Consider the following 24,730-nt stretch of genomic DNA (forward strand, 5'->3'; position numbering starts at 1 on the left):
GCTTCATAGCCATGACAGAACTTGCTCAATTGCTCGCATCGATCAAACTGCCGGATCTATCTGGGAAAGCCGTGCTGATCACCGGCGCCTCGACCGGCATCGGTGCGGCGCTCGCCCGCGCCTTTGCGGCACAAGGCGCCAAGGTCGGCGTGCATTACAACGCCAGCCGTGAACCGGCGGAGACGCTCGCCGAGGAGATCCGGGCGGTCGGCGGTACCGTGCATCTGATCCAGGGCGACGTGTCGCGGGAAGGCGAGACGGAGCGGGTCGTCGAGGAGACGGCGAAGACCTTCGGCCATCTCGACGGGTTGATCAACAATGCCGGCGGCATGCTGGGGCGCAAGCCGACTTCGGAATATACCGATGCGCATTATGCGGCTGTCATGGATCTCAACGCCCGCTCGGTGCTGGCTGCGACGCGTGCGGCCCATCCCTGGCTGAAAAAGCAGGGCGGCTTCATCATCAACACCACCTCGATCGCGGCGCGCAACGGCGGCGGCAATGGCGCGATCCTCTATGCGGCGTCGAAGGGTTTCGTCTCGACGATCACGCGCGGCCATGCCAAGGAATTCGTCGCCGACCGGATCCGTGTGAACGCCGTGGCGCCGGGCGTCATCGCGACACCTTTCCACGAGCGTTATACCAATGACGAGCAGATGGAGCTGCAGCGCAAGTCGATCCCGATGGGTTTCGTCGGCACCTCCGAGGATTGCGTCGGCGCCTATCTGTTTCTCGCCTCGCCGACGCTGTCCGGCTACATCACGGGCCAGATCATCGAGGTCAATGGCGGCCAGCTGATGCCCTAGCCATACTCTCCGGAGGGGCCTCTTTCCTTTTGCCCCGCCGCAGGGAACTTTCGAACCGCCGTCACGTTTCCCGCTTGGCCATATTTTCAAGCGGGGCACCATGAGCTTTTCATTTTCGGAACTCGACTTCCTCAAACCGGAGCTCGGGGCGGAATATATTGGTTCAGGCACCCACTTCGCCGTCTTCTCAGCCCATGCGGAACAGATCGAGCTTTGCCTCTTCTCCCCCGACGGAAAGAACGAGATCGCGCGGCTGCCGCTGCCCAAACGCGAGGGCGATATCTGGTCGGGCTATATTGCCGGCCTCGGCCCCGGCACGGTCTACGGTTATCGCGCCCACGGGCCCTACGACCCGCAGGCCGGCCATCGCTTCAATCCGAACAAGCTGCTGCTCGATCCCTATGCCAAGCAGGTAACGGGGGACCTGAAATGGGACGACGCGCTGTTCGGCTACCGGATCGGCGAGGACGATCTTTCCTTCGATGAGCGCGACAGCGCACCCTTCATGGTCAAGAGCGTGGTGCAGGATCCTGATTTCGACTGGGCGGGTGAAGAGGCGATCCGCCGCCCCTGGCCCGACACCATCATCTACGAGGCGCATGTGCGCGGCCTGACGATGACGCATCCGAAGGTGCCCGACCGGTTGCGCGGCACCTTTCTCGGCATGTGCAGCGATCCGATCGTCGACCATCTCGTCAAGCTCGGCATTTCGGCAATCGAGCTCTTGCCGATCCAGTACTTCCTCGACGATCGTTATCTGCTGGAAAAAAAGCTGAGGAACTACTGGGGCTACCAGACGCTCGGCTTTTTTGCGCCGCAGACGCGTTATCTCTCCAATGACAGGATCACCGAAATCAAGACCATGGTGAAGCGGTTCCATGCCGCGGGCATCGAGGTCATCATGGATGTGGTCTACAACCACACAGCCGAGGGCAGCGAGAAGGGGCCGACGCTGTCCTTCCGCGGGCTCGACAATGCGAGCTACTACATCCTCTCTCCAGACGACCCGCGCCATACCTTCGACACGACGGGCACCGGCAATACGTTGAACGTTGCCAATCCCATGGTGATGCGCATGGTGCTCGATAGCCTGCGCTATTGGGTGGGGGTCATGCACATCGACGGCTTCCGCTTCGATCTCGCCAGCACGCTCGGCCGTCAGGACCTGGAGTTCGATCGACAGGGTCTGTTCTTCGGCGCTATCCGTCAGGATCCAATCCTGTCGGGCGTCAAGCTGATCGCCGAACCCTGGGATATCGGCGAAGGCGGGTATCAGGTCGGCGGTTTCCCGCACCCTTTTCGCGAATGGAACGACAAGTTCCGCGACGACGTGCGCCGGTTCTGGAAAGGCGACGGCGGCATGGTGTCGGAACTGGCGGCGCGCATCACCGGCTCGGCGCTGCAATTCAACCATTCGGACCGGGGGGCAACCTCCTCGATCAATCTTCTGTCAGCCCACGACGGCTTCACCCTGATGGACACCGTCTCCTTCGACGGCAAGCATAACGAGGCGAACGGCGAGGACGGCCGGGACGGCCATTCGGACAATCATTCCGACAATATGGGTGTGGAGGGCGCCACCGATAATGCCGATATCAATGCGGCTCGGGCACGCCGTCGCCGCAACATGATGGCGACGCTGATGCTGTCCCAGGGCGTGCCGATGATCCTGGCCGGCGACGAGCTCGGTAACAGCCAGGGCGGCAACAACAACGCCTATTGCCAGGACAACGAGATCGGCTGGACGGGTTGGGACGGGCTCGAGGATCCCTTTCTCGATTTCTGCCGGCAGGCTGTCGCCTTCCGCAAAGCCCATCCCGTGCTCCGGCAGGAGCGGTTCCTGACCGGAGATACGAGTGAGGATGGGCGCATCGAAATCGCCTGGTACAAGCCGGACGGTGGTTTCATGGATGATGTGGCCTGGAACGACGACGGATTGCAGGTGCTCGGCGTCTACCTCTCGAAAAGCGCGCATGCGCCGGATACCGAGACGATGGACGATCTTTTCCTCGTCTTCAACGCTGGCGGTGATTGCCAAGTGCATCTGCCGGAGGTGAACGGGTTGACTGAGTGGTCACGGGTTCTCGACACCGGCGCGGAGACCGGGGCCTTCGACGTGCACAATCAGGACAATCCGGTCATGGTCTACACCCAGAGCCTGGCTGTCTTTGCGCCGAAAGGCCAGACCCAGCCTCCAGAGGGGGCGAGCAAAGCCCAGCGCCGCCGGTGGTTCCAGTTCGGCCGTCGCGGCAAATAGCAGGTCGTCAACAGCATGAATGCCGAAGTCATCACCGAACTTGGCCTCATCTATGTCAGCGATACCGAACCGGGCATCCGCAGACGAAGGAAAGGCAAGGGCTTCAGCTATGTCATGCCGGACGGTACGACGCTTTCCGATGAGTTGCAGCGGGCGCGCATCGGCGCGCTCGGCCTGCCGCCGGCCTATGAGAATGTCTGGATCTGTCTCTACGAGAACGGCCACCTCCAGGCGACCGGCATCGATGCGCGCGGGCGCAAGCAATATCGCTATCACAAGGACTGGCAATCCTTCCGCAGCGCCGGAAAATTCCACCAGCTGATCGAATTCGGCCGGGCATTGCCGAAGATCCGCCGCACCGTGCTGCGCCATCTCGACACCGGTACGGAAGATGTCAACGGCGTGCTGGCGGCACTGACGACGCTGCTCGACGAGGCGCATCTGCGGGTCGGCAACCAGGCTTATGTCAGGGAGAACGGCACCTATGGTGCAACGACGCTATTGAAGCGGCACCTGAAGATCGTCGACGGGCGGATCGAGCTGAAATTCCGCGCCAAGGGCGGCAAGCGCGTCCAGCGCAGCCTCAAGCATCCCAGGCTGCAGAAGATCCTGGAAGAGATCGCCGACCTGCCCGGCCGTCAGCTTTTCGTCTGGAAGGATGAAAGCGGCGCGCTGAAACCGGTCGATTCCGGCCGGCTGAATGCCTATCTGACCGAGATATCGGGCATTCCGATTTCCGCTAAGACATTCCGCACTTGGGCCGGATCGTTGGCGGCCTTCGGTGCGGCCCGCGAAAAAATTGTCGCCGGTGGCCGGCCGACGGTGAAGGACATGTCGGAGGCTGCGGCCGAAGCGCTGCACAATACGCCGGCAATCTCACGCTCGAGCTATATCCATCCGGCAATCATCGCGCTTGCCGGCAATGACCATCCTTTGATCGAGGGTGGCAACGAGCCGCTGCGGGGCTTGCGGGCGGAAGAAAACAGGCTACTTGATTTCCTGACACGCGAGATCGAGGAATGAACCCCGCAAACCCGCCGGCATCGGACGTATCCCTGACCCATCCCGACCGGCTTTACTGGCCGGACGAGGGCGTGACTAAGCGGAATCTGTCGGAATATTACGCCGCCGTCTGGCCCTTCATGGCGCCCTATCTCGTCAATCGGCCGCTGGCACTTTTGCGCCTGCCGGCTGGAATAAAAAGCCACCAGCGGTTTTTCCAGAAACATGGCTGGAAAGGCATGAATCCCCATATCGAGGAGATCGCCGATCCACAGGACGCGGACGGCGAGAAACTGCTGCGCATTTCCGGTTTCGACGGGCTTGTCGCCCTTGTGCAATCGGCGGCGCTTGAAATTCACCCCTGGGGCACGACGACCGACCATTGGGAAACACCCGATATGATCATCATGGATCTCGACCCCGGCGAGGACGTGGTCTGAAGCGCGGTGATATCGGCGGCACTTGACGTGAAGGCGCGGCTGGAAGCCCGAGGCCTTGCAGCCTTCGTCAAGACATCAGGCGGCAAGGGGCTGCATGTGGTAACACCGCTTGCGCCGAAGGCCGGCTGGGCCGAGGTCAAGGATTTCGCCCATTCGCTTGCCGAAAGCATGTCGGCCGATGCGCCGGAGAAATATCTCGCAACGGCGACGAAGGCAAAACGCGGCGGGCATATCTATATCGATTATCTCCGCAACGGCCGCGGCAGCACGGCGGTCGCACCCTATTCGACCAGGGCGCGGCCGGGTGCCCCGGTGTCGATGCCGCTCGATTGGTCCGATCTGAAGGAACTCAGCGGTCCGGCCGCCTTCACCCTCGCCAATGTGCCGCAGCGGCTGGAGACCCGGCCGCGCGACCCCTGGGGCGATTTCTTCGATGCGGCCGTGCCGCTGCAATGAATGGCCCGCTCATTCCGCGCTGTCGAGCTCGGGATAATGCCTGAAAATACCCTCCTCATTGAAGGGCAGGCGGCGAGGGGAGGCAAGATAGCGGGCGATGTTCGGTCGCTTTGCCACCGCGGCATGCAGGGTCAGAAGGGTGGGGTAATCGGCCTTGCGTTTGGCCATGGCCTTCGGGAAGGCATAGGTCAGGCCCTCTATCACCTGGAAAAGCGAAAGGTCGACATAGGTCAGCGCGTCGCCGACGACATAGCCGGAACCATCAGGGTTTTGCCGCAGCACACGCTCGAAATAGCCAAGGTACTTCGGGATGCGCTGGCCGATAAAGGCTGCCGAGCGGGCCTTCGCCTCCTGCTTCTGCTCTTCGTAATATCGTGACATGTCGATCGGGTGATGCGTGTCGTGCACCTCGGCGATGAAATCGGTAATGGTGAGCTGCAGGCCGTTGGCGACATGACGAAGGCCCTCATTCCCGGGGGCAAGCCCCAGTCTCGGGCCGAGATAAAACAGGATGTTGGCGACATGCGGGATAATCAGATCGCCATCCTTCAGGAAGGGCGGCGCGAAGGGAATATGCGCTTCGCTTTGGCTTTGCATGATGTCGAACATGGCGCCGCTGCCGCGGCCCGGCTCACGGGTGATGTCGACGTAATCGGCGCCGGATTCCTCCAGCGCAAGCCGGACGAATTCACCGCGACCCTGAATGCCGTCCCAATAATAAAGCTCATAGGCCATCTCAGCTTAATCCTTCGGTTTACGACCGAAGTCTTTTCGCAGTTCGTCCTTGGCCTTTTCAAGGGTGCCGCGCCGTTTTTTCGATAACTGCTCGCCGGCGCGGTTGATGTAGAAGGTCAGCATCGACATGGCCGCGCGGAAGGGGCTGGACTTGCGGCGATCACTCTCCTCGGCCGAATGCTTGACCGAGCGGGCGATCTTCTTCGGATCGTCCGATTTGAACACGCCTTCCTTCAGGTCCATCGCGTTGCTGTTTTCGGTGACGCTCTGCGACCATTTCTTCTTCGATTTGGCCATGTCGAAATCCCTTTGCGGCTGCAGCCGGCGGCAGGGCCGCCGCGCCCATCGTCAGTGGTGGCTGTGGTGTTCGTTGCGCTTGCGTGTCGCAGCCGCCTTCTTGGCCGAGGCGGACCGTTCCTCTTTCGAGCGGGCTGCCGATGCAGCGCCGCCGGCGCGGCCGCCCTTTTCGGAGGATTCATGCGTGTCCTTCTTGCCGCGGCCGGACCCGGACTTGTTGCCGCCGCCGCTTTCCTTGTTGACCGTCGCCCAGGCACGCCGTTCGGCTTCCTTCTCGGAAACGCCGCGATCCTCATAGCTTTCCTCGATATGCTCGGCCTTGCGCTTCTGCTTGTCGGTATACTCGGATTTGTCTCCTCGCGGCATCTTCGCCTCCCTGTTTTTGCAAAGCGATGCAGTGCGTTTGTGAGGAGAATCCAACCGGCGCGGAGTGCAAAAGTTCCCTGAGGGGCAGGCTCCGGATTTCGGAACAAAAGCCGTTTTTGCCCGGTTTTCGAAGGGAAAGCCTGCATAAGCCATATATAGCAAGGAGCCGAGAACATGGAAAAACACCTCGTCCAAGCCGACGGAAACGGCGTAATCGACGTGAACGGCCAGGTATCGCCGGTCACCTATACCGTCAGCCTCAAGGAAGGGAGGGGACAATCCTACGAGGTCGGCATCCGCCTGATGGCGCCGCGCGACTGGCTGCTGCAGAGGGGGTTCAGCCGTGATGCCGTGCTGGTCAGCCAGAGCGGCGCGCGCATTCCCGTTTATCACGATGGTGCCAACCATCACGATGGCGGCCGTCATGACGGCGGCCGCCTCGACTCCGCCGCCGCGATTTCGATCAAATTGACGGCGCGCGACGACAGCTGCACCAGCGAGGCCGATCTCCTGGGCAAATATCCGGAGTTCGACGGCTTCAGGGCCGCTGCTGCAGCGCGGTTTTAACCGCCCGCTCAAGCGCGGCGCTGTTGAAGGGTTTCGTCAGCAGCACCGAGCCGGAGAGACGATTGGCGACTGGCAGGTCGCTGTCGCCGGTGGCAAAGACCAGACCGACCGAGGGAAGAGCCTCCCTAGCCCTGGCGGCAAAGGCCGATCCCGGCATGCCGGGTAGCCCGAGATCGACGACGACGATGTCGACGACGGTATGGCCAAGGATATCCGCCCCCGCTTCGCCGCTTTCGGCCTCGATGACGTCATAGCCGAGATCTTGCAGGATCTCGGCGGTATCCATGCGGATGAAGGCATCGTCTTCTACGAGCAGCAGCTTCAGCTTTCCGGCAGTCTCGGCATGTCTTGGACCAGCGGGTTTTGAATTGGGGCGAGCTGCATCGGCTGCCGCTCGGCCGGCTTGCGGCCGGGTGGCGAGCACGTGGCGGATCTTGCGGGCCAGCTCCTCGCGCGTATAGGGCTTGGAGAGCAGTTCCAGCCCGGGATCGAGCCTGCCGCCATGGACGATCGAGTCTTCCGTATAGCCGGATGTGTAGAGCACGGCGATATCGGGCAGACGCGCGCGCGCCATACGCGCAAGCTCCGGGCTCTTCAACGGTCCGGGCATGACGACATCGGTAAAGAGCAGGTCGATATGGGCGCCGCTCTCGACAACGGTCAGCGCGCTTTGCGCATCCTTTGCCTTTAAGACGTAATAGCCGAGATCCGACAGCATCTCGACGACGGTGGTGCGAACGCCCTCGTCATCCTCGGCGACAAGGATGGTTTCGGTCCCGCCGGTTGCCGGCACGTTGTCGGCGGCGGTGACGCGATCCTCGCTGCGGAACGAGCGGGCGAGGTAGAGCTTGACGGTCGTGCCCTGGCCGGTCTGGCTGTAGATCTTTACATGGCCGCCCGACTGCTTGACGAAGCCGTAGACCATCGACAGGCCGAGACCGGAGCCCTTGCCTTCGGGCTTCGTCGAGAAGAAGGGCTCGAAGGCCTGCTCCTTGACCGCCTCAGTCATGCCGGAGCCGGTATCGGTGACAGCCAGCACGACATATTGGCCGGCCTTCACTTCAGGATGGGTGCGGCTGTAGGAATCGTCGAGGAAGGCGTTGCCGACCTATTCCAAAGGCCTCCGGAGACGACGGTCTCGACCTCGATCTCTTTCGCCGAGCGCGCGGCGCAGCATATCGTCCATGCCGGTGACGAGGCGGCCGATATTGATCACCTTCGGTTCCAGAGGCTGGCGGCGGCCGAAGGCGAGCAGCTGACTGGCCAGCCGCGAACCGCGTTCGACGGCGACAAGCGCATTGGCAATGCGCTCCTTGGCCCGGCCGTTTTCCGCCACGTCCTTGCCGAGAAGCTGCAGATTGCCCGAGATCACCTGCAGCAGATTGTTGAAGTCATGCGCGACGCCGCCGGTGAGCTTGCCGATCGATTCCATCTTCTGCGCTTGCTGAAGCGCCGCTTCGGCCTGCTGGCGTTCGGCGATCTCGGCCGCGACGCGGACCTCGAGCATTTCGTTGAGTTTGCGCAATTGATCTTCCATGTCGCGGCGCTGGTCGATTTCGACCTTGGCGGCACGGAAGAGCCGGATATTGTCGATCGCGACGGCCGATTGGCCGGCGAGGCTGACAAGGCTCGCCTCGGCGGCCTGCGAAAAACGCCCGGGTTCGGCGTGGCCGAAGAACAGGCCGCCGATGACGCTGCCGTCGCGCGATTTCACCGGCACGGCAAGATAGCTCCTGACCGGCAGATGCCCCTTCGGCATGCCAAAATGCGGCGCGCTCTGCCCGTAGCGCGGGTCGAGCAGGATATCGTCGGAGCGCACGATACCTTCGCCGTCGAAGGTCGGCGCGAAGACCTTGGTGTTGCGCGGCATCGGGAACTTTTCGAAATTCTTCCGGTCGACGCCGGAGAGTGCGTAGAGCATGTAGCTGCCGCCCCCGCCATCATCGACATTGTAGAAGAACGCCCCGAATTCGGCGCCGGTGAGCGTCACGCCGGCATCGACGACGATCTGGGTGAGGCGTTCGACATCGGGCTCGATGGTGATCGCCGCACCCGCCCGATTGACGACGGCAAGCGCCTCCGACTTGGCGCGCAGCTCTTCAAGCGCCAGCTTCTCGCCGCGCTTGGCCGCCACCTGGTCGGTGACGTCGAGGGTCGCGCAGAGGATGCCGGCGATGGTGCCGTCATCGTCGCGCAGCGGCGTATAGGAAAAGGTGAACCATGTGTCCTCGGTACGGCCGTCGCGGCGCATCGGAATGCGCAGCTCTTTGAAGAGCTGCGGGCTGCCGCTGAGCGTGCTGGCAACGATCGGCGAGAATTGCTCCCAGATATCCGCCCAGACTTCGCGGAAGGGTCTCCCGAGCGCGGCGGGATGCCGCTCGGGGAACACAGGCACGTAGGCGTCATTGTAGAGGAAGGAGAGATCCGGACCCCAGGCGACGAATTTCGGCTGGCGCGAATTCAATACCATTTCGGCGATATGTTTGAGAGAAGCAGGCCAGCTTTCAGCCGGTCCGAGACCGACGGCTTCAAAGGCCGGATGCCGCAGCAATTCGCCGATTTCGCCGCCGCCTCTCGGCCAGCCCTTGCCGAAGCTTCGCATCCAAAACGCTTTCTTGTCGCCCGCCGCGCCGGTGTGGCGGCAGCAATTGAAAGTCCTGCAGCCGCCTTCGCACTTCTAAAAGAGGTGCGGCTGCAGGGGTCCAGCTCGTCCAACCGTCAAGATAGCGGTTTGCGAAGGCAGGGAAAGGGGAGTGTCGAAATATCATTAACCGCTGCGAGTTCAATCTTTTGCAAGGTGACGCGGGCCGTCCCCGAGCGGTTATTTTCGGTAGAATTTTTGCGACGCCGCGAGGGCGCGGCCAATGTCGAAGGAGGGCAGTTGCATCGGCCTGCGGGGGTCGCGGAAAACCAGTCCGACGAGCTTGTCGACGACAAGGATCAATCCAAGCGCCAGACCGAGATAGAGCAGCGCGGCGACGAGCAGGAGCGACATCTCCATACCTCACCCGACCACGGTGAAGGCGCGGCCGCAGGCTGCGAAAAAGGCAAAGGAGAGAATCCCGGCCACGCCGTCGTTCATGGCGTTCTCCCCGGTTTCGCCATCAACAGTCTCGGTCTGGTTTTGCTCCCGGCGATCGGGCGAGGGATCAACTTTTTTGGGAAGCCTCAAAGCTTGCAGCGTCATCCGGCTTCTATTCACCCCCGCATGGAAAAGCCCACCTCTGAACTTCCATAAAACACAACTAATTCAGGCGTATGACAAAGAAACCCCGAAGGGCGTCGCAACGACGCCCCTTTCATCGAGGTGATCGGTATTCCTGTGTTCAGGATGCCGTCTTGCGGCTCGCAGTCCGCTTGGGCGCCGGCGTGACGACGCCGTTCGTCTTGGCGCCTGTTGCGGCAAGCTTCGTGGTCGTCACGGTGCGCTTGGCCTTGGGCTTGGCCTCTTTGCCATTGGAAGAGGCAGCAGAGCCTTCGAGCGCTTCGCGTTCGTGGCGTGCCTGTTCCCAATGAATGGAATCTCGCCCTGTCGGATAGCCCTCTTCTTCCCAGAGGGCGTATGCACGTTTTTTGATCCACTCTTCCCGAGTTTCTGCCATCGCTGATCTCCAGTCACATAATGCCGTCGTTCGAACGCGATACTGCCTGGATGGTTCCAGACGAGGGCCGCTGTTTCAAGCGAAATCGGCCTGCAACCGTAAATATTTCGCGTTCCAGCATATCAGGGTTGAGAATCCGCGTTCATCGCAGCTGAAATTCCGTCGCCTTGTGCAGATCTGATACGAACGCCTCGCGCTGTCGGTGCCTCTCCATTTCGTCACGGATGCGCAGGAGAAAGGAAGGATGGATGGTGACGAGAACGGGCGGATGGTTCCTCGGCTGCAGGATATGGCCGCGCTCCGGCGTCAGTTTTGCCTTCGGTCCAAGCAGCGCGTAAAGCGCGCTTGCGCCCAGCGCCACGACGAGCTTCGGCTGCAGGATGTTGAGTTCGGCGCCGAGCCACCAAGCGCAACGCCGGATCTCGCCGGCATTGGGTTTGGCATGCAGGCGCCGTTTGCCGCGCGGCGTGAACTTGAAGTGCTTGACCGCATTGGTGACGTAGCAGCGCTCGCGATTGAGACCGGCTTCTTCAAGACAGCGGTCGAGGAGATGGCCGGCCGGGCCGACAAACGGCCTGCCGGCGATATCTTCCCGGTCACCCGGTTGCTCACCGACAAGAACGATCTCGGCCTGGTCAGGGCCTTCGCCGAAGACAGTCTGGGTGGCATTCCTGTAGAGATCGCAGCGGGTGCAGCCTTCGGCCTGATGGCGGAGCTCGGCAATGCTGTCCGCATCGGCGACTTCGAGGGTCAAGGCCGGGCCGACGTTTGCGGCGATGTTCATGATCGCGATCCTCATCTCCTGGGGATCAATCGCTTGCAACGGGGATTGTTCCCCGGCCGCCGAGCCGCCGCCGGCGGCGGAAGAATGGCGGCGGGCGAAAAATTTCGCGCCATAGGAGAGAGCAGGCGCAATTGAACGCCGCCGTTTCGCGGTTATATTGGCCTGCGATGTTCTATCTCCTGTCGACCTACTGGCCGCATATCCTCTTTGTCGTTTCGATCGCCATGGGAGCCGCGGCGGCGATCCATGCCGCCATGACCAAGGAGGAGGTGCGCGCCGCGATCGGCTGGGTCGGTGTCATCATCCTGTCTCCGATCGTCGGCGCGCTGCTTTACGCAATTGCCGGCATCAACCGCATCCGCCGCAAATCGCTGAGCATTCGCCGCGATGCCCTGCTGCTTGCGCCCGGTGTCGACGAGCTGGAAACGTTTGACGCCGAGGCCGAGACGGTGATCAGCCAGTTCGGCCGCCGTTTTGCGGCGCTGCAGACGCTGGGCGACCGGGTGACCCGCAACCCGCTGACCTCGGGCAATGCGATCGACATGCTGGAGACCGGCGATGAGGCCTATGCGGCGATGAAATCAGCCGTCGACGGGGCGAGCCGCAGCATCCTGCTCGAAACCTATATTTTCGACCGCGACGCCATCGGGCTGCGCATCGCCGACGCGCTGATTGCGGCGGTCAAGCGCGGCGTGGCGGTGCGGGTGCTGATCGATGCCGTTGGGGCACGCTATTCAGTGCCGAGCATTCTCGGCTATCTCAAGGATGGCGGCGTCACCGTCGCCGTCTTCAACGGCAACGTCATCATGGGCTTGCGGCTGCCCTATGCCAATCTGCGCACCCACCGCAAGATCCTGATCGTCGACGGCCGTATTGCGCTGACGGGCGGGATGAATATCAGGGCGGGCTTCAGCGAGGAGGCAACGGGCGAGAGCTTCGCCCACGATACGCATTTCAGCGTCACCGGCCCTGTCGTCGCCGACCTCTTCGACCTTGCCGCCGAAGACTGGCGCTTCACCACTGGGGAGTTGTTGAACGGCGAAGCCTGGCGCATCGAACCGCCGCAGCGCAACCCCGGCGATCCCATCCTGATGCGCGTCGTCGCTTCCGGGCCGGATCGCAGCGTCGAAACCAACCACAAGATGCTGATGGGCGCTTTTTCCATCGCGCGCCAATCGATCCGCATCATGTCGCCCTATTTCCTGCCGGACCGCGAACTGATCAGTGCCCTGGTGACGGCGGCGCGCCGCGGCGTCGAAGTCGATATCATCGTGCCTGACGTCAATAACCTCATGCTGGTCGACCGGGCGATGACGGCGCAATTCGATCAGATCCTCAAGAACTACTGCCGCATCTGGCGCTCGACCGGCAGCTTCAGCCATTCAAAATTGCTGACGATCGACGGCACGTGGGCCTATGTCGGTTCTTCCAACCTCGACCCGCGCTCGCTGAGACTGAATTTCGAGGTCGATCTCGAGGTGCTGAACGAGGGTTTTGCCGCCGAGATCGACGAGCATATCGAGGAAACCCTGAAAGGGGCGACGCTGGTGACGCTCGAGGGCTTGCGCGCGCGGCCCTTCCCGGTGCGGCTCATCGAGAAGGTGCTATGGCTCGGTTCGCCCTATCTCTGACGGATTTTTTGCGTTCTAACGTGGCAAGTTCGGCTCGGCCGACTATACTGCGGAATGAGTAGCCCTTTGATCAACGGAACAAATGCGCCGCCCGATGCACGCCAGGAAAGACAGTCTTCCCGCCAGTATTCTCGCCTCGATCAGAAGCAGGAAAAAGCGGCTTGATCCGGCCTATACCGAGATACGGCCGCGCAGCGCGGGAACGCTGATCGCCTCCTACAATGTTCACAAATGCGTCGGCACCGACCGCCGCTTCGATCCCGAACGCACGAGCCGGGTGATTCACGAAATCGGTGCCGATGTCATCGCGCTGCAGGAGGCCGACACGCGTTTTGGGGAGCGCACGGGTATCCTCGACCTAGGCCGGCTGGAGCGGGAGACGGGGCTGATCCCGGTGCCGGTCGCCGGAATGGCCAAGGCGCATGGCTGGCACGGCAATGTCGTGCTCTTCAAGAAAGGGCTGGTGCACGACGTGCACCAAGTCAAGCTGCCGGGGCTGGAGCCGCGCGGCGCCCTCGTCGCCGAGATCGAGCTCGAAGCGGGTGGGGTGCTGCGCATCATCGCCGCGCATTTCGGCCTGCTGCGCCACAACAGAGCCCAGCAGGCCCACACACTGGTCGAGCTGATCAAGGACAGGCACGAAATGCCGACCATCCTGCTCGGCGACCTCAACGAATGGCGGCTCGGCGACCGCTCCTCGCTCAACACCTTCCAATCCGCCTTCGGAGAGCTGCCGCCCGCAGTCCCCAGCTTTCCCGCCGGCTTGCCGCTGCTCGCCCTCGACCGCATCATCGCCAACCGCAAGGGGATCATCACCGAGGTGGAAGCGCATGACACGCCGCTGGCGCGCATCGCCTCGGACCATTTGCCGATCAAGGCGCTGGTGGATCTGAAGCCGGTGGCCGGTTAGAAAAACCTGTCGCGTCCGCGGTGTCTATTCGGATGAAGGGGCAGCCGCACGGGACGGAGCGCGGTCGTTGATCGGTGGAGGCATTTGTTCGGCCGCGTGAGACGGGTGTGAACGTCGGGGCACATCGCTTATTTCGAGCGAAAAAAAACGACGAGTCCGCGAAACCGCTGAGCCCATAGCAACGGATCGGTCATTTCAGGCGAGGATGGCGCGACCAGCCGGTCCAGGCGCGGCAGGAGAAAGGCAGCCCAATCGTCGAGATCGGTTTTGCTGAAGTACGGCAGCCAGACGTCGAAGGTGCCATCCCATTGTCTGGGGTTTGCCTTCGCCAGATCGCCGAGTTTCACCGATACGGTTTGGCCGTGGTCGCCGACGACGTCTACGTCTGGATCGGGATCCGGCCTGGGAAGGCGCGCGAAGATGCGCTCTTCCACAGCTTTGCCAGCGGTTCGATCCGCGTCGTTCAGGTGACGCAATATCCGGGTGTCGCTGGCGGCGCCGGAGCCCTCGGTCATGTTGATGGTAAATTTGGCGCCGATCAGGCTGTTCGAATATTGGGATACCTGCAACGAGAAAACCCTTCTGCCACGGACAAAACTGCACCTGCGGCCGCTTGCGATTCCCAGCCGAGTTCCTGAAATCGCGAGGCCAGCAGCGACCGCATATGCCGGTGAAAGTCCTTGCTTTTCACATAGTCGCGCATGCTTCTGTCCGGGGCCATTTCTCGCGCCGGAACATCTCATGGCACGCTGAAAGGCACAAGCGAAGCCAGCCATGCGGAAACTTGAGCGCGCGAATCTGAACTCTTGTTGAGGCGGGGGCTTCGAGGCGGACTGGCTCGCCCTCTGCAGGTCAACCCTTGCCGGGGCGGACTTCCATGAACACGTAACTTTCGCCGGCCCCTGAGGGGATCGCATGGACGTCATATGACGTCTGCGGGTCCTCGCCCATTCCCAATGAGCCGGGCGGCATGCCCGGCACGGCCAGCCCGCTTAGCGGCGGCCGCTCCCGCAACAGTCGCTGGACGGCCGCGAGCGGCACGTGTCCCTCGAGGTAGTATTTCTCGACAACGGCGGTGTGGCAGCCCTCCAAATCGGCGGGCACAGCCAGCCGCGCCTTGACCGCTGCGAGGTCGTCGGTGTCGCGGGCGTCGACAGAAAAGCCTGCCGCCGCCATCGCCTTCGACCATTCATGGCAGCAGCCACAGTTCGGATCCTTGTAGACCGTCATCTTCGCCGGGCCGGCGCTGGCCCGTCTGCCGGGGAGCGCGAGCACGGACGCCGCCATCGCGATAAAGCTTCTTCTGTGCATGGCCTCCACTCCTTGAAGTGCTGCCGCCCGGCTGGGTCCGGGCGGCAGCCGCACATTATTTTACTTCGGTGACGGTCAGCTTGCCATTCACGCGTTCGGCAACGAAATCGATGTTCGATCCTTCCTTCAGCTTTTCGAGCAGAGCCGGGTCTTCGACGCGGAAGACCATCGTCATCGCTGGCATGTCGAGGTTCTTCAGGTCTTCATGCTTGATGGTGACCTTCTTCGCCTTGGCATCTACCTTGTTGACGACGCCCTTGGTGAATTCCTGGGCGAAAGCCCCGAGGGCCCCGCTGGCGGAGAGCAGGGCGGCGACACCGATTTTGATCATTGCAGTTTTCATCTTCGTGGCTCCTTGGTTTCGATTACTTTCCGGCGACACTGACGTCGCCGTGCATCCCGGCTTCGTAGTGGCCGGGAATCAGGCAGGCGAACTTGAATTCACCGTCCGTGGTGAACTTCCAGACGATCTCGCCCGACTGGCCGGCCGGAAGGCGGATCGAATTGGCGTCGGCATGTTCCATTTCCGGGAACTTCTCCATGACCTTCTTGTGCTCGAGGATCTTGTCCTCCTGGTCGAGCACGAATTCATGGTCGATGGTTCCGGCGTTCTTGATCTCGATCTTGACCGTCTGCCCCTTGCGGACTTTGAAGGCCGCGGGCGTGAACAACATCTTCCCGTCATCGGTTTCCTTCATCGTGACGCGGATCGTCTGGGTCGCCTTTGCCTTGTCGCCTGGTTCTCCGGCCGCCATTTTTTCACCGTGGCCGCCTGCATGGTTCCCGGAGGCGAGGGCGGGCGTTGCGAAGGCCGCGAGCGCGGCTGCGATTAGGAGTTTCTTCATTTTCGGTTCCTTTGCAGTTGGGAGGTATGGGCCGTCATCCTTTGACGGGCTTCGGGGTGATTTGCGTTTTCGCGTCATTGGCCTTGGTCGCGTCCGGCAGGTCGCCGGTCCACTCCCAGGCTTGCGTTCCGGGCGGGTTTTCGTACCAGCCCGGATCGGCGTAATCGTCCGCCGAGATGCCCTCGCGGACCTTCACGACCGAGAACATGCCGCCCATTTCGATGGGGCCGTACTTGCCCCAGCCGGTCATCATCGGAACAGTGTTCTCGGGGATGGGCATTTCCATTACGCCCATGTCGGCCATGCCCTTGGTGCCCATTGGCATATATTCCGGCTGCAACTTCCTGATCTTCTCGGCGACCTTCGACTTGTCAGCGCCAATGAAGGTCGGGATGTCGTGACCCATGGCGTTCATCGTGTGATGCGACTTGTGGCAGTGGATCGCCCAGTCGCCGAGGTACTTGGCGTCGAACTCATAGGCCCGCATCGCACCGACCGGGATGTCGATGCTGACCTCCGGCCAGCGTGCTTCCGGGCGCACCCATCCGCCATCCGTGCATGTCACCTCGAAGTCGTAGCCATGCATGTGGACGGGATGGTTGGTCATCGTCAGATTGCCGACGCGGACCCGCACCCTGTCGTTCTTCGAGACGACCAGCGGGCTGATGCCCGGAAACACGCGGCTGTTCCAGCACCACATGTTGAAGTCGGTCATCTCCATGACGCGCGGCACGTAGGAGCCCGGGTCAATGTCGTAGGCGTTGAGCAGGAAGACGAAGTCGCGGTCGACGGGCATGAACGTCGGATCCTTCGGATGGACAACGAAGAAACCCATCATGCCCATCGCCATCTGCACCATTTCGTCGGAATGCGGGTGGTACATGAAGGTGCCTGATTTCACGAGGTCGAACTCGTAGACGTAAGTCTTCCCAACCGGGATGTGCGGCTGCGTGAGGCCGCCGACGCCATCCATGCCGGACGGCAAGATCATGCCGTGCCAGTGGATCGTCGTGTGCTCCGGCAGCTTGTTCGTCACAAATATGCGGACGCGGTCGCCTTCGACGGCCTCGATCGTCGGTCCCGGCGATTGGCCATTGTAGCCCCAGAGATAGGCCGTCATGCCCTCGGCCGTCTCGCGTTCGACCGGCTCGGCGACGAGATGGAACTCCTTGACGCCGTTGTTCATCCGGTGGGGCAGGGTCCAGCCGTTGAGGGTGACCACCGGCTGATAGTCCGGTCCCGAGGTCGGATGGAGCGGCGGCTGCATGTCCGCCGAGTCCATTGTCGGCGCGTCGGGCAGGCCCATGGCCGACGTCTTGGTCCAGGCGCCCGCCGCCAGCAGGGCAGCGCTGGCACCGAACAGTTGTCGTCTGTTGAACATGGTGAGTTCCTTTCTCAATGGCCGCCGCCACCGCCGCCTTCGGGGGCAGCGGCGACTTCGGTCTCTGCCGATGCGGTCGTCGCGCCGCCGCCATAGATCGCTGGCGCGAGATTGGCTTCGGCGAGCCAGAAGTCGCGCTTTGCGTTGACGGAGAGCAGGATGGAGTTGATCTTGTCGCGCGTGTCGGTCAGCAGCTCGAAAGTGTTCGAGATCATGCCGTTGTAGGTCAGCAGGGATTCCTCCTCGACCTTGGTGCGCAGCGGCACGACGCTGTTGCGGTAGTGCCGGGCGATGTCGTAGTTCGAGCGATAGGCCTCGTAGGCGGACCTCGCCTCCGAGCGGACGTTGACGGCCTTTTCTGCAAGCAGGTTCGCGGCCCGCATGTAGGCCAGCTCGGCCTTGCGCATCCGGGCCTTGCCGGTGTCGAAGATCGGAATGGCGAATTCCAGTTCGACCTGGGCTGTCGTTTCCGTCTTCTTCTCGTCGTCCTCAATTTCCCGTTCCGTTTCAAAGCCGGTCAGGATTTCGAGGTCGGTGACATAGCGTGTCGCCTCGGTGAGGCCGTACGATCTGGCGGTGGCTTCGAGTTCGAGCTTCGCGACCTGAAGGTCGATGCGGTTCTTAAGAGCCTCGGCCTCGATAGTGTCCCGTTTGACAATGGATTTCGGTAGCGGCGGCAGGCCGTTCGGAACCTGGTAATCAAGGTCCGAGCCCCACAGGCCCATGAGCCGGGTCAGCTCCTCCTTGGCAAGCCGCGCCGCCAGGCGGGCCTTCGCCGTCTCTCCGGCAAGTTCGGCGACGAAGACGTGCTCGCGGGCCTGGGCGCCCTTGGCCATCGCGCCTGTCTCGCCCAGCTTCTCCGCGAGCTCCGAAGCGGCGTCAGCCGCAGCCTGGGCTCGCTGAAGCTGGCCGACATTCTCCCAGGCCGCCACCGCACCGATCCAGGCACGCCGCGCGTCGGCGGCGACCTGCAGCGTTCTCACGGCCGCTGTCAACTGCGCCTGGCGGAAGCGGGTGTCGGCGATCGCGATATCCCGGTTACTCGTCGCGAGCGCCAGGACGTTCGTCGTGATCATCCCCTCGATGGTCTTGAAGGCCTCAAGTTCCGGGGTGCCTATTCCCGTCGTGCCGATGGAAACGGTCGGGTTGATGAACATTGTCGACTGCCAGGCGTCGGCGGCGCTGTCGCCGAGATCGGCGTAGGCGGCCTGCAGGCCCTTGTTGTTCAAGAGGGCGATCTGGACCGCCGTCTCGACGCCGAGCGGCTTCTTTTGCGCGAGCAGGCTTTTGACCTGCACAGCCGCCGAGCGGGCTTGGCTCTGGTTTTGTATCCAGACCGTCTGCTTCGTGGTCACAATCGCCGTCTTGTCGGCAACGGAAGCAAAACCAGCTTGCTCGCTTGAATATTCGGCGCCTGTGACGCAGCCGCTCAGGATCAGCGGGAACGTCAGCACCGTGACGAATTTTCCGAGGCCGATCATGAGGCCTCTCCCTTTTCAGGAGACTGCAGATCGTTCTGTCTGCGCCATGGCTTTGGATCGACCGGCTGCCTGGCGACGTAGCCCGAGACCGGCGACCGGTATGCGACCGGGCGGGGAGACGGCTCTTGGATCGCGGCGGGAAAAGCCACCACGTCGGGAGGAAGCGTGGATGCGCAGCCGCCGACAACAAGCGGCAGCCCCACCACGAAAAGCGAGGGTTTCATTATGAATTTTCCGAATAAGAGATGGCCTACGGCACCCGCCTAGGTTCAGGCTGGCGACCGACATGGACCCGATCACGCGGGTGCGTCTCTAATCAGATATTCGGGGGACGATGGAGAGCCGGCAGTTCGCCGAGGGTCGTACGATCGTCGGCGAACTGCCGGATCGAGGTCACGACGGGTCCGCCGACGTCGGGGCCTTCGCAGATGATGCCAAAGCCGCCGCAGAAGTCCTTGCAGCATTCCTGCTTGACGAGCTTCGACGCGCCATCGCCATCATGAGACATGTCGCCATGCGAATGATCATGATCGGCCACCGCCGCCATGTCGTGACCTTCATGGGAAGGCATCACGTTCGTGGACACGACTTTGATCTCGGGAAACGAGGAGCCATGCATCGCCGCGTTGGCGTTCGACAGCGAGTACCCCGCCAGTGATACGATGATCACCAGCCGCATCATCACGAGCAATCTGCTCAACGTGATCCGGTACATCTTGCCCATGCTCCTCGGACTACATGCAAAGCTGTCCGATTTCAACTGCGACTCTTGTGTCATTGATGTTCGCGGCCTTTATGTGGCGATCATCAGGTGGTGCACAAGCTGGGCCTTCCAACGGTGGCAAGGTCAATAGGAGCCGTTCTTTTTTGATGATGATTGATCTTGCATCCTACACGGGCCTGTTCACTGCCGCCTTCGGTGCGGCGACGATACTGCCGATGCAGTCGGAGCCCGTGCTGGTCGGCCTTCTTCTCACGGGCAAGTTCCCAGTCCTGGTCCTGCTCGCCGTCGCCAGCGTCGGAAACACGCTTGGAAGCATCGTCAACTGGTTTCTCGGGCGCGGCATCGAACGGTTCCGGGGTCGGCGCTGGTTTCCAGTGGGCGAGAAAGCGTTGGAACGTTCGTCCCGCTGGTACAGGAAATACGGCAAGTGGACGCTGCTGCTTTCCTGGATGCCGGTGTTTGGAGACGCTCTCACGGTTGTCGCCGGCGTGCTCAAGGAGCCGCTGCTAGCCTTCACGATCCTGGTATTCGTCGCGAAAACGGGACGCTACATCGTGCTGACACTAGCGACTCTACAGATTGCCAGCTGACTCCCGGCGCGGCAGCAGCATCCGGTCTGGCTCGACGTCGGATTGCCGCTGTCATGTTGAGTTCGATCCCGATATCTTCGATAATCGGTGGACGATATTCGTAGCTTTCCAGGGTGCCTTGGTTCGAGCTCTTTGATGGAGCCAACAAGCGTCAATAGGAGCGGTGATGCAGAGCCATGCGCGGCAGCGAGAGGATGCGGCGAAAACGCCGGCCACCGTCGCATTCATAGATATCGCCGGATTCAGCGCGATTGCGGATGTTTATGGTGACGCGGCCGCGCTCGATGTGCTTGAGGTGTTCGAGAACATGGTGCGCGACGCCTTGAGTGGCTATGCGCCTCCGATCAAATGGATCGGAGACGAGGCAATGCTCTCGTTTCCCGAGCCGGAAACTGCGATTCAGGTACTCGGAACGCTGTTGCAGGCATGCCGCAAAGAACCGCGTCTCCCGCTCACTCGGGCAGGCCTGAACCATGGGCCTGTCATTTGCAGAGCAGGCGATCTCTTTGGATCGACTGTCAATATCGCAGCGCGAATCGCTGCGCTCGCTTCGCCGGGTCAGTTGCTTGCCACCCGACCCATTGCTGAGGCGGCCGCCGCCCGAGGCATCCTGGTGCGCGATCTCGGAATGGTGGCGCTTAGATCGGTAGCCGATGAAGTCCCTCTCTTCGAGATCGAGCTCGCTCCGTCGGCTGACCCGGCCTGGATCGATCCGGTGTGCAAGATGCATGCACCCTATTCATCCTACAGGCGCGCCGCCCCCGATGGGCCGTGGTTTTGTTCGCCGCAGTGTGAAGGAGCGTATCGACGTTCACCGCAGACCTATGAGTTGCCGCGGTGACGCCTAGGCCTTCGGCGGTGGACCTGTTTTGCCTGGTGCTCCGCCGCCCCGGGCTTCCAACCAATGGGAAGGTCAAGCCCGGTCCCGCACAAACGAACGGCGCCGTTTCGACAGTTCCCGATAGAGCGCTTCCGGCGATACTCCGATATCCTCCGCCAGCGCCCTCCATTCGCCCTTCGACGGCAGCACGCCGTCGTTCCATGCAAGCCAGGATTCGAGACGAGCGGCAACGGTCTTCAGATTGGCGATTTCCGCGCGCTTGCGTGTCTGCTGGAGTTGGTGGGAAAGATAGGAGGCCCAGTCATCGGCGAAGTCCGGGTTGCTGCGAAGCGCACGTCTGATCAAGGGAATTGGAACCGAGGTCGCCTCGACCTCGGTGACGGCGACGGCGTCACAATGATAGACGCTGGAGAAGACCGAGGCTTCCGCGAGGATCAGTCCTGACGAAGCACGCTGCAGCACCGCGACGTTGCCGTCGGGCTGATACCGAACAAGATGGACGATGCCGGACTCCACGAGATACAGGCTTCCGACCTCGTCGCCCTGATTGAAGACGTGCTGGCCCGCTCCGAATGTTCTTCTTCCGGTCGAGAGGCTGCGAATGTGATCCATGAGAGTGGCAGAAATGATTTGGATCATGTTCTACGGTGCGACGGCAAGCAATAGTGACGGTCCATCGTCAACCGGAACACTCTTGATGAAGTCCCTGCTTCTCAGCTTTACCTTCGCCATTCTCACGACTCAGGCGCTGGCCGACGGGCAGCACCACGCCACTTCCCGATACGCTGAGGAGGCGGGAAGGGAGATCAAGTCGTTATCGGAGGCGGATGTCGACGAACTGACCAGAGGTGGCGGCTGGGGTTTGGCGAAGCCGGTCGAACTCAACGGCTATCCGGGTCCTTCACACGTGCTGGAAATGAAAAATCAAATCGGCCTCACCGACGACCAGCTCCAGAAGGTGCAGCAGGTTTTCGACCTGATGCAGGCCCGAGCGTCTGCGGAAGGCAGGATCTTCGTCGACGCCGAGCGGAAACTCGATGCCGCGTTCAGAAGCAGGACCATTTCGGAAACGGCACTTGGAGAACTTGTCGCCAAGGCTGAGGCGAGCCGGTCGCGGCTGAGGTTCATCCACCTCGCGGCGCATCTGGAGGTGACACAGGTTCTCGACCCCGGCCAGATCGCAATCTATGACGAGCACCGCGGATATTCGAAATGACAGCGAGATCAGGTTGAGTTGACTGCGCGCATGACCGGCTGAGTCGTTCCAGCAGAGCGGTGGGGTCTCCCCCGCCTTCCGGCCCGCGATGCCAGCCGGCGTCACTCTAACCATCTGGGAGCGTGTGAAGCACGAGACAGCGAATATCTCGCCGCACTTGAGGGACAGATCGCGCTTGTCCCAATTCGCGTCCCTATGATCTATGGATGTTCCAGGACTTGCACTGGAACCCGCCGGCGAGCATGAAAGCTGAAATGAGCGAAATCGCAGTACAACTGGAAAATGTTACCCGCCGCTTTGGCATCACTCCAGCCGTGCGCGATCTTTCTCTTCATATTCGCCGCGGAAACGCGGTTTCGCTCGTGGGCCATTCCGGTTGCGGCAAGTCTACGCTCCTGCGCATGATTGCCGGTGTCGAGATACCGGAATCCGGTCGCATCTTCCTGGAAGGTCGCGAGGTTGCAAGTTCGGCCACTTTCGTCGATCCGGAGGCGCGTGGCGTCGGCTTCGTCTTCCAGGACTATGCTCTCTTTCCGCATCTGACTGTACGGGACAATATCCTCTTTGGGCTCAAGCGACATCCGAAGGGCGAAGCTGCCGCGCTGGCAGAGGAGATGATCAGCAAAGTCGGAATCGAACATCTGACGCATCGCTATCCGCACACGCTTTCCGGCGGTGAGCAGCAGCGTGTGGCGCTTGCCCGCGCCCTGGCCCCCCGGCCGAGCATCGTCCTGATGGACGAGCCCTTTTCCAATCTGGATCAGGGTCTGCGCGGGAAGATTCGCAGCGACACCTTGAACCTGTTGAGGGTTCTTGGCACGACGGTGATCATCGTGACGCATGATCCCCAGGAAGCACTTTCCGTCGGCGACCAGGTGGTCCTGATGCGGGCAGGTGAAATCGTCCAGTCCGGCTCCGCCTATGATCTGCACGACCGTCCGACGAATGCCTATGCGGCAGAGTTTTTTTGCGCGTCCAGCAAAGTTCCCGGCATTTACCGTGGCGGATGGATCGAGACCGCGATCGGTAACTTCGCCTATACGCTCGATCGTCCGCCGGCAAGCTCCGTGACCGTCTATATCCGGCCGCATGCCATTGCGCTGTCACCGGGCTCGGGAATCCCCGCTCGTATCGAAAACCGCGTTTTGCACGGTGAATTCGAGCAGATCACGTTGAAGGTCGATGGCCTCGGGGTGCCGCTTAAGGCGAGAGCATTGGAGCGGCTGCCCGCTGACGCCGAGAATATTCAGATCTCAATCCTCCCCGAGCGGCTTCTGGCTTTTTGACAGCTCACCTGCGAGCGCATTCTGCTGACCTAATCAAGTTTCCGTGATATCCGGCCTCAAGCTCCAGGGAAAACTTGACTTTCAGGGTCATGAACTGCTGCAAGCAATGCGCATTCATTCGCGGAGGGACACATAATGAATTCGCGCTCTATCCTTACATCCATGCTGCTTGCTGCTTCGGCGCTGATGTCGCCCGGCATCGCTGCCGCCGCAGAAATCAACCTTTACACGACGAGAGAACCGGCTCTGATCGCACCTCTTCTGGAGGCGTTCACCAAATCGACCGGTACGAAGGTCAATACCATTTTCCTGAAGGATGGCCTCGCAGAGCGTGTCGCCTTCGAGGGTGCCAGCTCGCCAGCCGACATCCTGATGGCCGTCGATGCCGGCAACCTCGTCGATCTGGTCGATAAAGGCGTAACGCAACCGGTCGAATCAGCTGTTCTGAAATCGGCTATCCCGGAGCAGCTGCGCGATGCCAAGGGCAACTGGTTTGCACTTTCGATGCGCGCCCGCGTGCTCTACGCGGCCAAGGATCTTGACATCAGTACATTCAACTACGAGGAGCTTGCCGATCCCAAGTGGAAGGGCAAGATCTGCATACGCTCGGGCCAACACCCCTATAATACGGCACTGTTTGCTGACTACATCGCCCACTACGGCGCGGCAGAAACCGAGAAATGGCTGAAGGGCGTCAAGGACAACCTCGGCCGTAAGGCAGCCGGCGGCGATCGCGATGCGGCCAAGGATATCCTCGGGGGTATTTGCGATATCGGTATCGCCAACTCCTATTATGTTGGCCTGATGCGATCCGGCAAGGGTGGTGAAGAGCAGGTCAAATGGGGCGACGCCATTAAGGTCGTTCTGCCGACCTTCAAGAACGGCGGGACGCAAGTGAATATCAGCGGTGCGGCAATCGCCAAGCATTCACCGAACAAGGCTGAAGCCGTCAAACTTCTCGAATATCTCGTCTCTGACGAAGCGCAGAAGATCTATGCCGAAGCCAATTACGAATATCCTGTGAAGGCGGGCGTCGCTGCCGATCCGATCATCGCATCCTTTGGCGAACTGAAGATAGACAGCAAGCCCTTGTCCGAGATCGTCAGCCATCGCAAGCAGGCGAGCGAACTCGTGGACAAGGTCGGCTTCGACAACTAAAGAACAAGGAAGGCGCCGATCAAAGGCGCCTTCCTTCCCGAGAA

27 protein-coding genes and 2 pseudogenes are annotated in these 24,730 nt (G+C 61.5%); 12 read left to right on the plus strand and 17 right to left on the minus strand.

Annotated elements, in window-relative coordinates; genetic code table 11:
• Positions 1-11 precede the first annotated feature (11 nt).
• The 4 genes and pseudogenes from EFR00_RS07275 to ligD all read left to right on the plus strand — a co-directional run bounded on the left by EFR00_RS07275 (position 12) and on the right by ligD (position 4,961).
• Positions 12-806 carry an SDR family NAD(P)-dependent oxidoreductase gene (locus EFR00_RS07275; protein WP_077989711.1) on the plus strand — a complete coding sequence of 265 codons (795 nt, stop codon included), beginning with the start codon at positions 12-14 and terminating at the stop codon, positions 804-806.
• Positions 807-906: 100 nt separating this feature from the next.
• The gene (gene glgX / locus EFR00_RS07280; protein WP_077989710.1) at positions 907-3,063 is read left to right on the plus strand and encodes a glycogen debranching protein GlgX; all 2,157 of its coding nucleotides are present in this window, start codon (positions 907-909) and stop codon (positions 3,061-3,063) included.
• A gap of 15 nt (positions 3,064-3,078) precedes the next feature.
• Positions 3,079-4,086, plus strand: a complete 1,008-nt coding sequence (locus EFR00_RS07285; protein WP_077989709.1) for a DNA topoisomerase IB — start codon at positions 3,079-3,081, stop codon at positions 4,084-4,086.
• A pseudogene (gene ligD / locus EFR00_RS07290) lies at positions 4,083-4,961 on the plus strand (non-homologous end-joining DNA ligase). The gene EFR00_RS07285 and the pseudogene ligD overlap by 4 nt, the downstream one beginning before the upstream one ends.
• Before the next feature lie 9 nt (positions 4,962-4,970).
• On the opposite strand, the gene EFR00_RS07295 reads toward ligD, so the two are convergent.
• From EFR00_RS07295 to EFR00_RS07305, 3 genes are read right to left on the minus strand one after another with little or no spacing between them, the layout of a single operon-like run.
• Entirely contained in the window at positions 4,971-5,696 is a 726-nt protein-coding gene (locus EFR00_RS07295) for a glutathione S-transferase (protein WP_077989708.1), read from the minus strand.
• Between the two features lie 6 nt (positions 5,697-5,702).
• Positions 5,703-5,993, minus strand: coding sequence for a DUF3175 domain-containing protein (locus EFR00_RS07300; protein WP_077989707.1), 291 nt, complete (start codon positions 5,991-5,993; stop codon positions 5,703-5,705).
• A 51-nt stretch (positions 5,994-6,044) separates the two neighbouring features.
• Complete coding sequence (locus EFR00_RS07305) at positions 6,045-6,359, minus strand: plasmid stabilization protein (protein ID WP_077989706.1); 315 nt, start codon at positions 6,357-6,359, stop codon at positions 6,045-6,047.
• A 174-nt stretch (positions 6,360-6,533) separates the two neighbouring features.
• Here EFR00_RS07305 and EFR00_RS07310 point away from each other — a divergent pair, with 174 nt between their 5' ends.
• Positions 6,534-6,926 carry a hypothetical protein gene (locus EFR00_RS07310; RefSeq protein WP_009990880.1) on the plus strand — a complete coding sequence of 131 codons (393 nt, stop codon included), beginning with the start codon at positions 6,534-6,536 and terminating at the stop codon, positions 6,924-6,926.
• On the opposite strand, the pseudogene EFR00_RS07315 reads toward EFR00_RS07310, so the two are convergent.
• From EFR00_RS07315 to EFR00_RS07335, 5 genes and pseudogenes are all read right to left on the minus strand, one after another.
• Positions 6,898-9,528, minus strand: a pseudogene (locus EFR00_RS07315) (hybrid sensor histidine kinase/response regulator). The gene EFR00_RS07310 and the pseudogene EFR00_RS07315 sit on opposite strands and share 29 nt — an antisense overlap.
• 219 nt (positions 9,529-9,747) lie before the next feature.
• On the minus strand, positions 9,748-9,921 hold the full coding sequence (locus EFR00_RS07320) for a hypothetical protein (protein WP_009993124.1): 174 nt from the start codon (positions 9,919-9,921) through the stop codon (positions 9,748-9,750).
• Between the two features lie 9 nt (positions 9,922-9,930).
• A complete protein-coding gene (locus tag EFR00_RS07325) occupies positions 9,931-10,113 on the minus strand; it encodes a hypothetical protein (protein WP_009993121.1) in 183 nt (60 codons plus the stop codon).
• Positions 10,114-10,252: 139 nt separating this feature from the next.
• On the minus strand, positions 10,253-10,528 hold the full coding sequence (locus EFR00_RS07330; protein WP_009993120.1) for a DUF2934 domain-containing protein: 276 nt from the start codon (positions 10,526-10,528) through the stop codon (positions 10,253-10,255).
• 142 nt (positions 10,529-10,670) lie between these two features.
• The gene (locus EFR00_RS07335; protein WP_077989778.1) at positions 10,671-11,312 is read right to left on the minus strand and encodes a UdgX family uracil-DNA binding protein; all 642 of its coding nucleotides are present in this window, start codon (positions 11,310-11,312) and stop codon (positions 10,671-10,673) included.
• A 167-nt stretch (positions 11,313-11,479) separates the two neighbouring features.
• Between EFR00_RS07335 and EFR00_RS07340 the strand changes: the two genes are divergently transcribed.
• Together EFR00_RS07340 and EFR00_RS07345 are read left to right on the plus strand one after the other, a co-directional pair.
• Positions 11,480-12,943, plus strand: coding sequence for a phospholipase D-like domain-containing protein (locus tag EFR00_RS07340; RefSeq protein WP_040111651.1), 1,464 nt, complete (start codon positions 11,480-11,482; stop codon positions 12,941-12,943).
• 94 nt (positions 12,944-13,037) lie between these two features.
• Entirely contained in the window at positions 13,038-13,853 is an 816-nt protein-coding gene (locus EFR00_RS07345; RefSeq protein WP_077989777.1) for an endonuclease/exonuclease/phosphatase family protein, read from the plus strand.
• Between the two features lie 128 nt (positions 13,854-13,981).
• On the opposite strand, the gene EFR00_RS07350 is transcribed toward EFR00_RS07345, so the two are convergent.
• From EFR00_RS07350 to EFR00_RS07385, 8 genes are all read right to left on the minus strand, one after another.
• Positions 13,982-14,629: a hypothetical protein gene (locus EFR00_RS07350; protein WP_225887903.1), complete on the minus strand. Its 648-nt coding sequence runs from the start codon at positions 14,627-14,629 to the stop codon at positions 13,982-13,984.
• Positions 14,630-14,705: 76 nt separating this feature from the next.
• Entirely contained in the window at positions 14,706-15,164 is a 459-nt protein-coding gene (locus tag EFR00_RS07355) for a DUF411 domain-containing protein (RefSeq protein WP_077989704.1), read from the minus strand.
• A 55-nt stretch (positions 15,165-15,219) separates the two neighbouring features.
• Entirely contained in the window at positions 15,220-15,507 is a 288-nt protein-coding gene (locus EFR00_RS07360; RefSeq protein WP_077989703.1) for a copper-binding protein, read from the minus strand.
• A 22-nt stretch (positions 15,508-15,529) separates the two neighbouring features.
• Positions 15,530-16,009, minus strand: coding sequence for a cupredoxin domain-containing protein (locus EFR00_RS07365; RefSeq protein ID WP_077989702.1), 480 nt, complete (start codon positions 16,007-16,009; stop codon positions 15,530-15,532).
• Between the two features lie 34 nt (positions 16,010-16,043).
• Positions 16,044-17,390, minus strand: coding sequence for a multicopper oxidase family protein (locus EFR00_RS07370; RefSeq protein ID WP_077989701.1), 1,347 nt, complete (start codon positions 17,388-17,390; stop codon positions 16,044-16,046).
• Positions 17,391-17,404: 14 nt separating this feature from the next.
• Positions 17,405-18,871, minus strand: coding sequence for a TolC family protein (locus EFR00_RS07375; RefSeq protein ID WP_077989700.1), 1,467 nt, complete (start codon positions 18,869-18,871; stop codon positions 17,405-17,407).
• Positions 18,868-19,095: a hypothetical protein gene (locus tag EFR00_RS07380; RefSeq protein ID WP_077989699.1), complete on the minus strand. Its 228-nt coding sequence runs from the start codon at positions 19,093-19,095 to the stop codon at positions 18,868-18,870. The genes EFR00_RS07375 and EFR00_RS07380 overlap by 4 nt, the downstream gene beginning before the upstream one ends.
• A gap of 92 nt (positions 19,096-19,187) precedes the next feature.
• Positions 19,188-19,595, minus strand: a complete 408-nt coding sequence (locus EFR00_RS07385; RefSeq protein ID WP_179363945.1) for a hypothetical protein — start codon at positions 19,593-19,595, stop codon at positions 19,188-19,190.
• A gap of 149 nt (positions 19,596-19,744) precedes the next feature.
• Between EFR00_RS07385 and EFR00_RS07390 the strand changes: the two genes are divergently transcribed.
• Both EFR00_RS07390 and EFR00_RS07395 read left to right on the plus strand, forming a co-directional pair.
• Complete coding sequence (locus EFR00_RS07390; RefSeq protein ID WP_077989776.1) at positions 19,745-20,185, plus strand: YqaA family protein; 441 nt, start codon at positions 19,745-19,747, stop codon at positions 20,183-20,185.
• A 166-nt stretch (positions 20,186-20,351) separates the two neighbouring features.
• A complete protein-coding gene (locus EFR00_RS07395) occupies positions 20,352-21,026 on the plus strand; it encodes an adenylate/guanylate cyclase domain-containing protein (RefSeq protein ID WP_077989698.1) in 675 nt (224 codons plus the stop codon).
• A gap of 72 nt (positions 21,027-21,098) precedes the next feature.
• On the opposite strand, the gene EFR00_RS07400 is transcribed toward EFR00_RS07395, so the two are convergent.
• Positions 21,099-21,638, minus strand: coding sequence for a Crp/Fnr family transcriptional regulator (locus EFR00_RS07400; protein WP_225887905.1), 540 nt, complete (start codon positions 21,636-21,638; stop codon positions 21,099-21,101).
• Positions 21,639-21,723: 85 nt separating this feature from the next.
• Between EFR00_RS07400 and EFR00_RS07405 the strand changes: the two genes are divergently transcribed.
• The 3 genes from EFR00_RS07405 to EFR00_RS07415 all read left to right on the plus strand — a co-directional run bounded on the left by EFR00_RS07405 (position 21,724) and on the right by EFR00_RS07415 (position 24,686).
• Positions 21,724-22,242, plus strand: a complete 519-nt coding sequence (locus tag EFR00_RS07405) for a Spy/CpxP family protein refolding chaperone (RefSeq protein WP_009990332.1) — start codon at positions 21,724-21,726, stop codon at positions 22,240-22,242.
• A gap of 254 nt (positions 22,243-22,496) precedes the next feature.
• On the plus strand, positions 22,497-23,528 hold the full coding sequence (locus EFR00_RS07410) for an ABC transporter ATP-binding protein (RefSeq protein ID WP_077989696.1): 1,032 nt from the start codon (positions 22,497-22,499) through the stop codon (positions 23,526-23,528).
• A gap of 162 nt (positions 23,529-23,690) precedes the next feature.
• Complete coding sequence (locus EFR00_RS07415) at positions 23,691-24,686, plus strand: extracellular solute-binding protein (protein WP_086156565.1); 996 nt, start codon at positions 23,691-23,693, stop codon at positions 24,684-24,686.
• Positions 24,687-24,730 lie beyond the last annotated feature (44 nt).

It is taken from the genome of Rhizobium sophoriradicis (assembly GCF_003939025.1).
GTDB lineage: Bacteria > Pseudomonadota > Alphaproteobacteria > Rhizobiales > Rhizobiaceae > Rhizobium > Rhizobium sophoriradicis.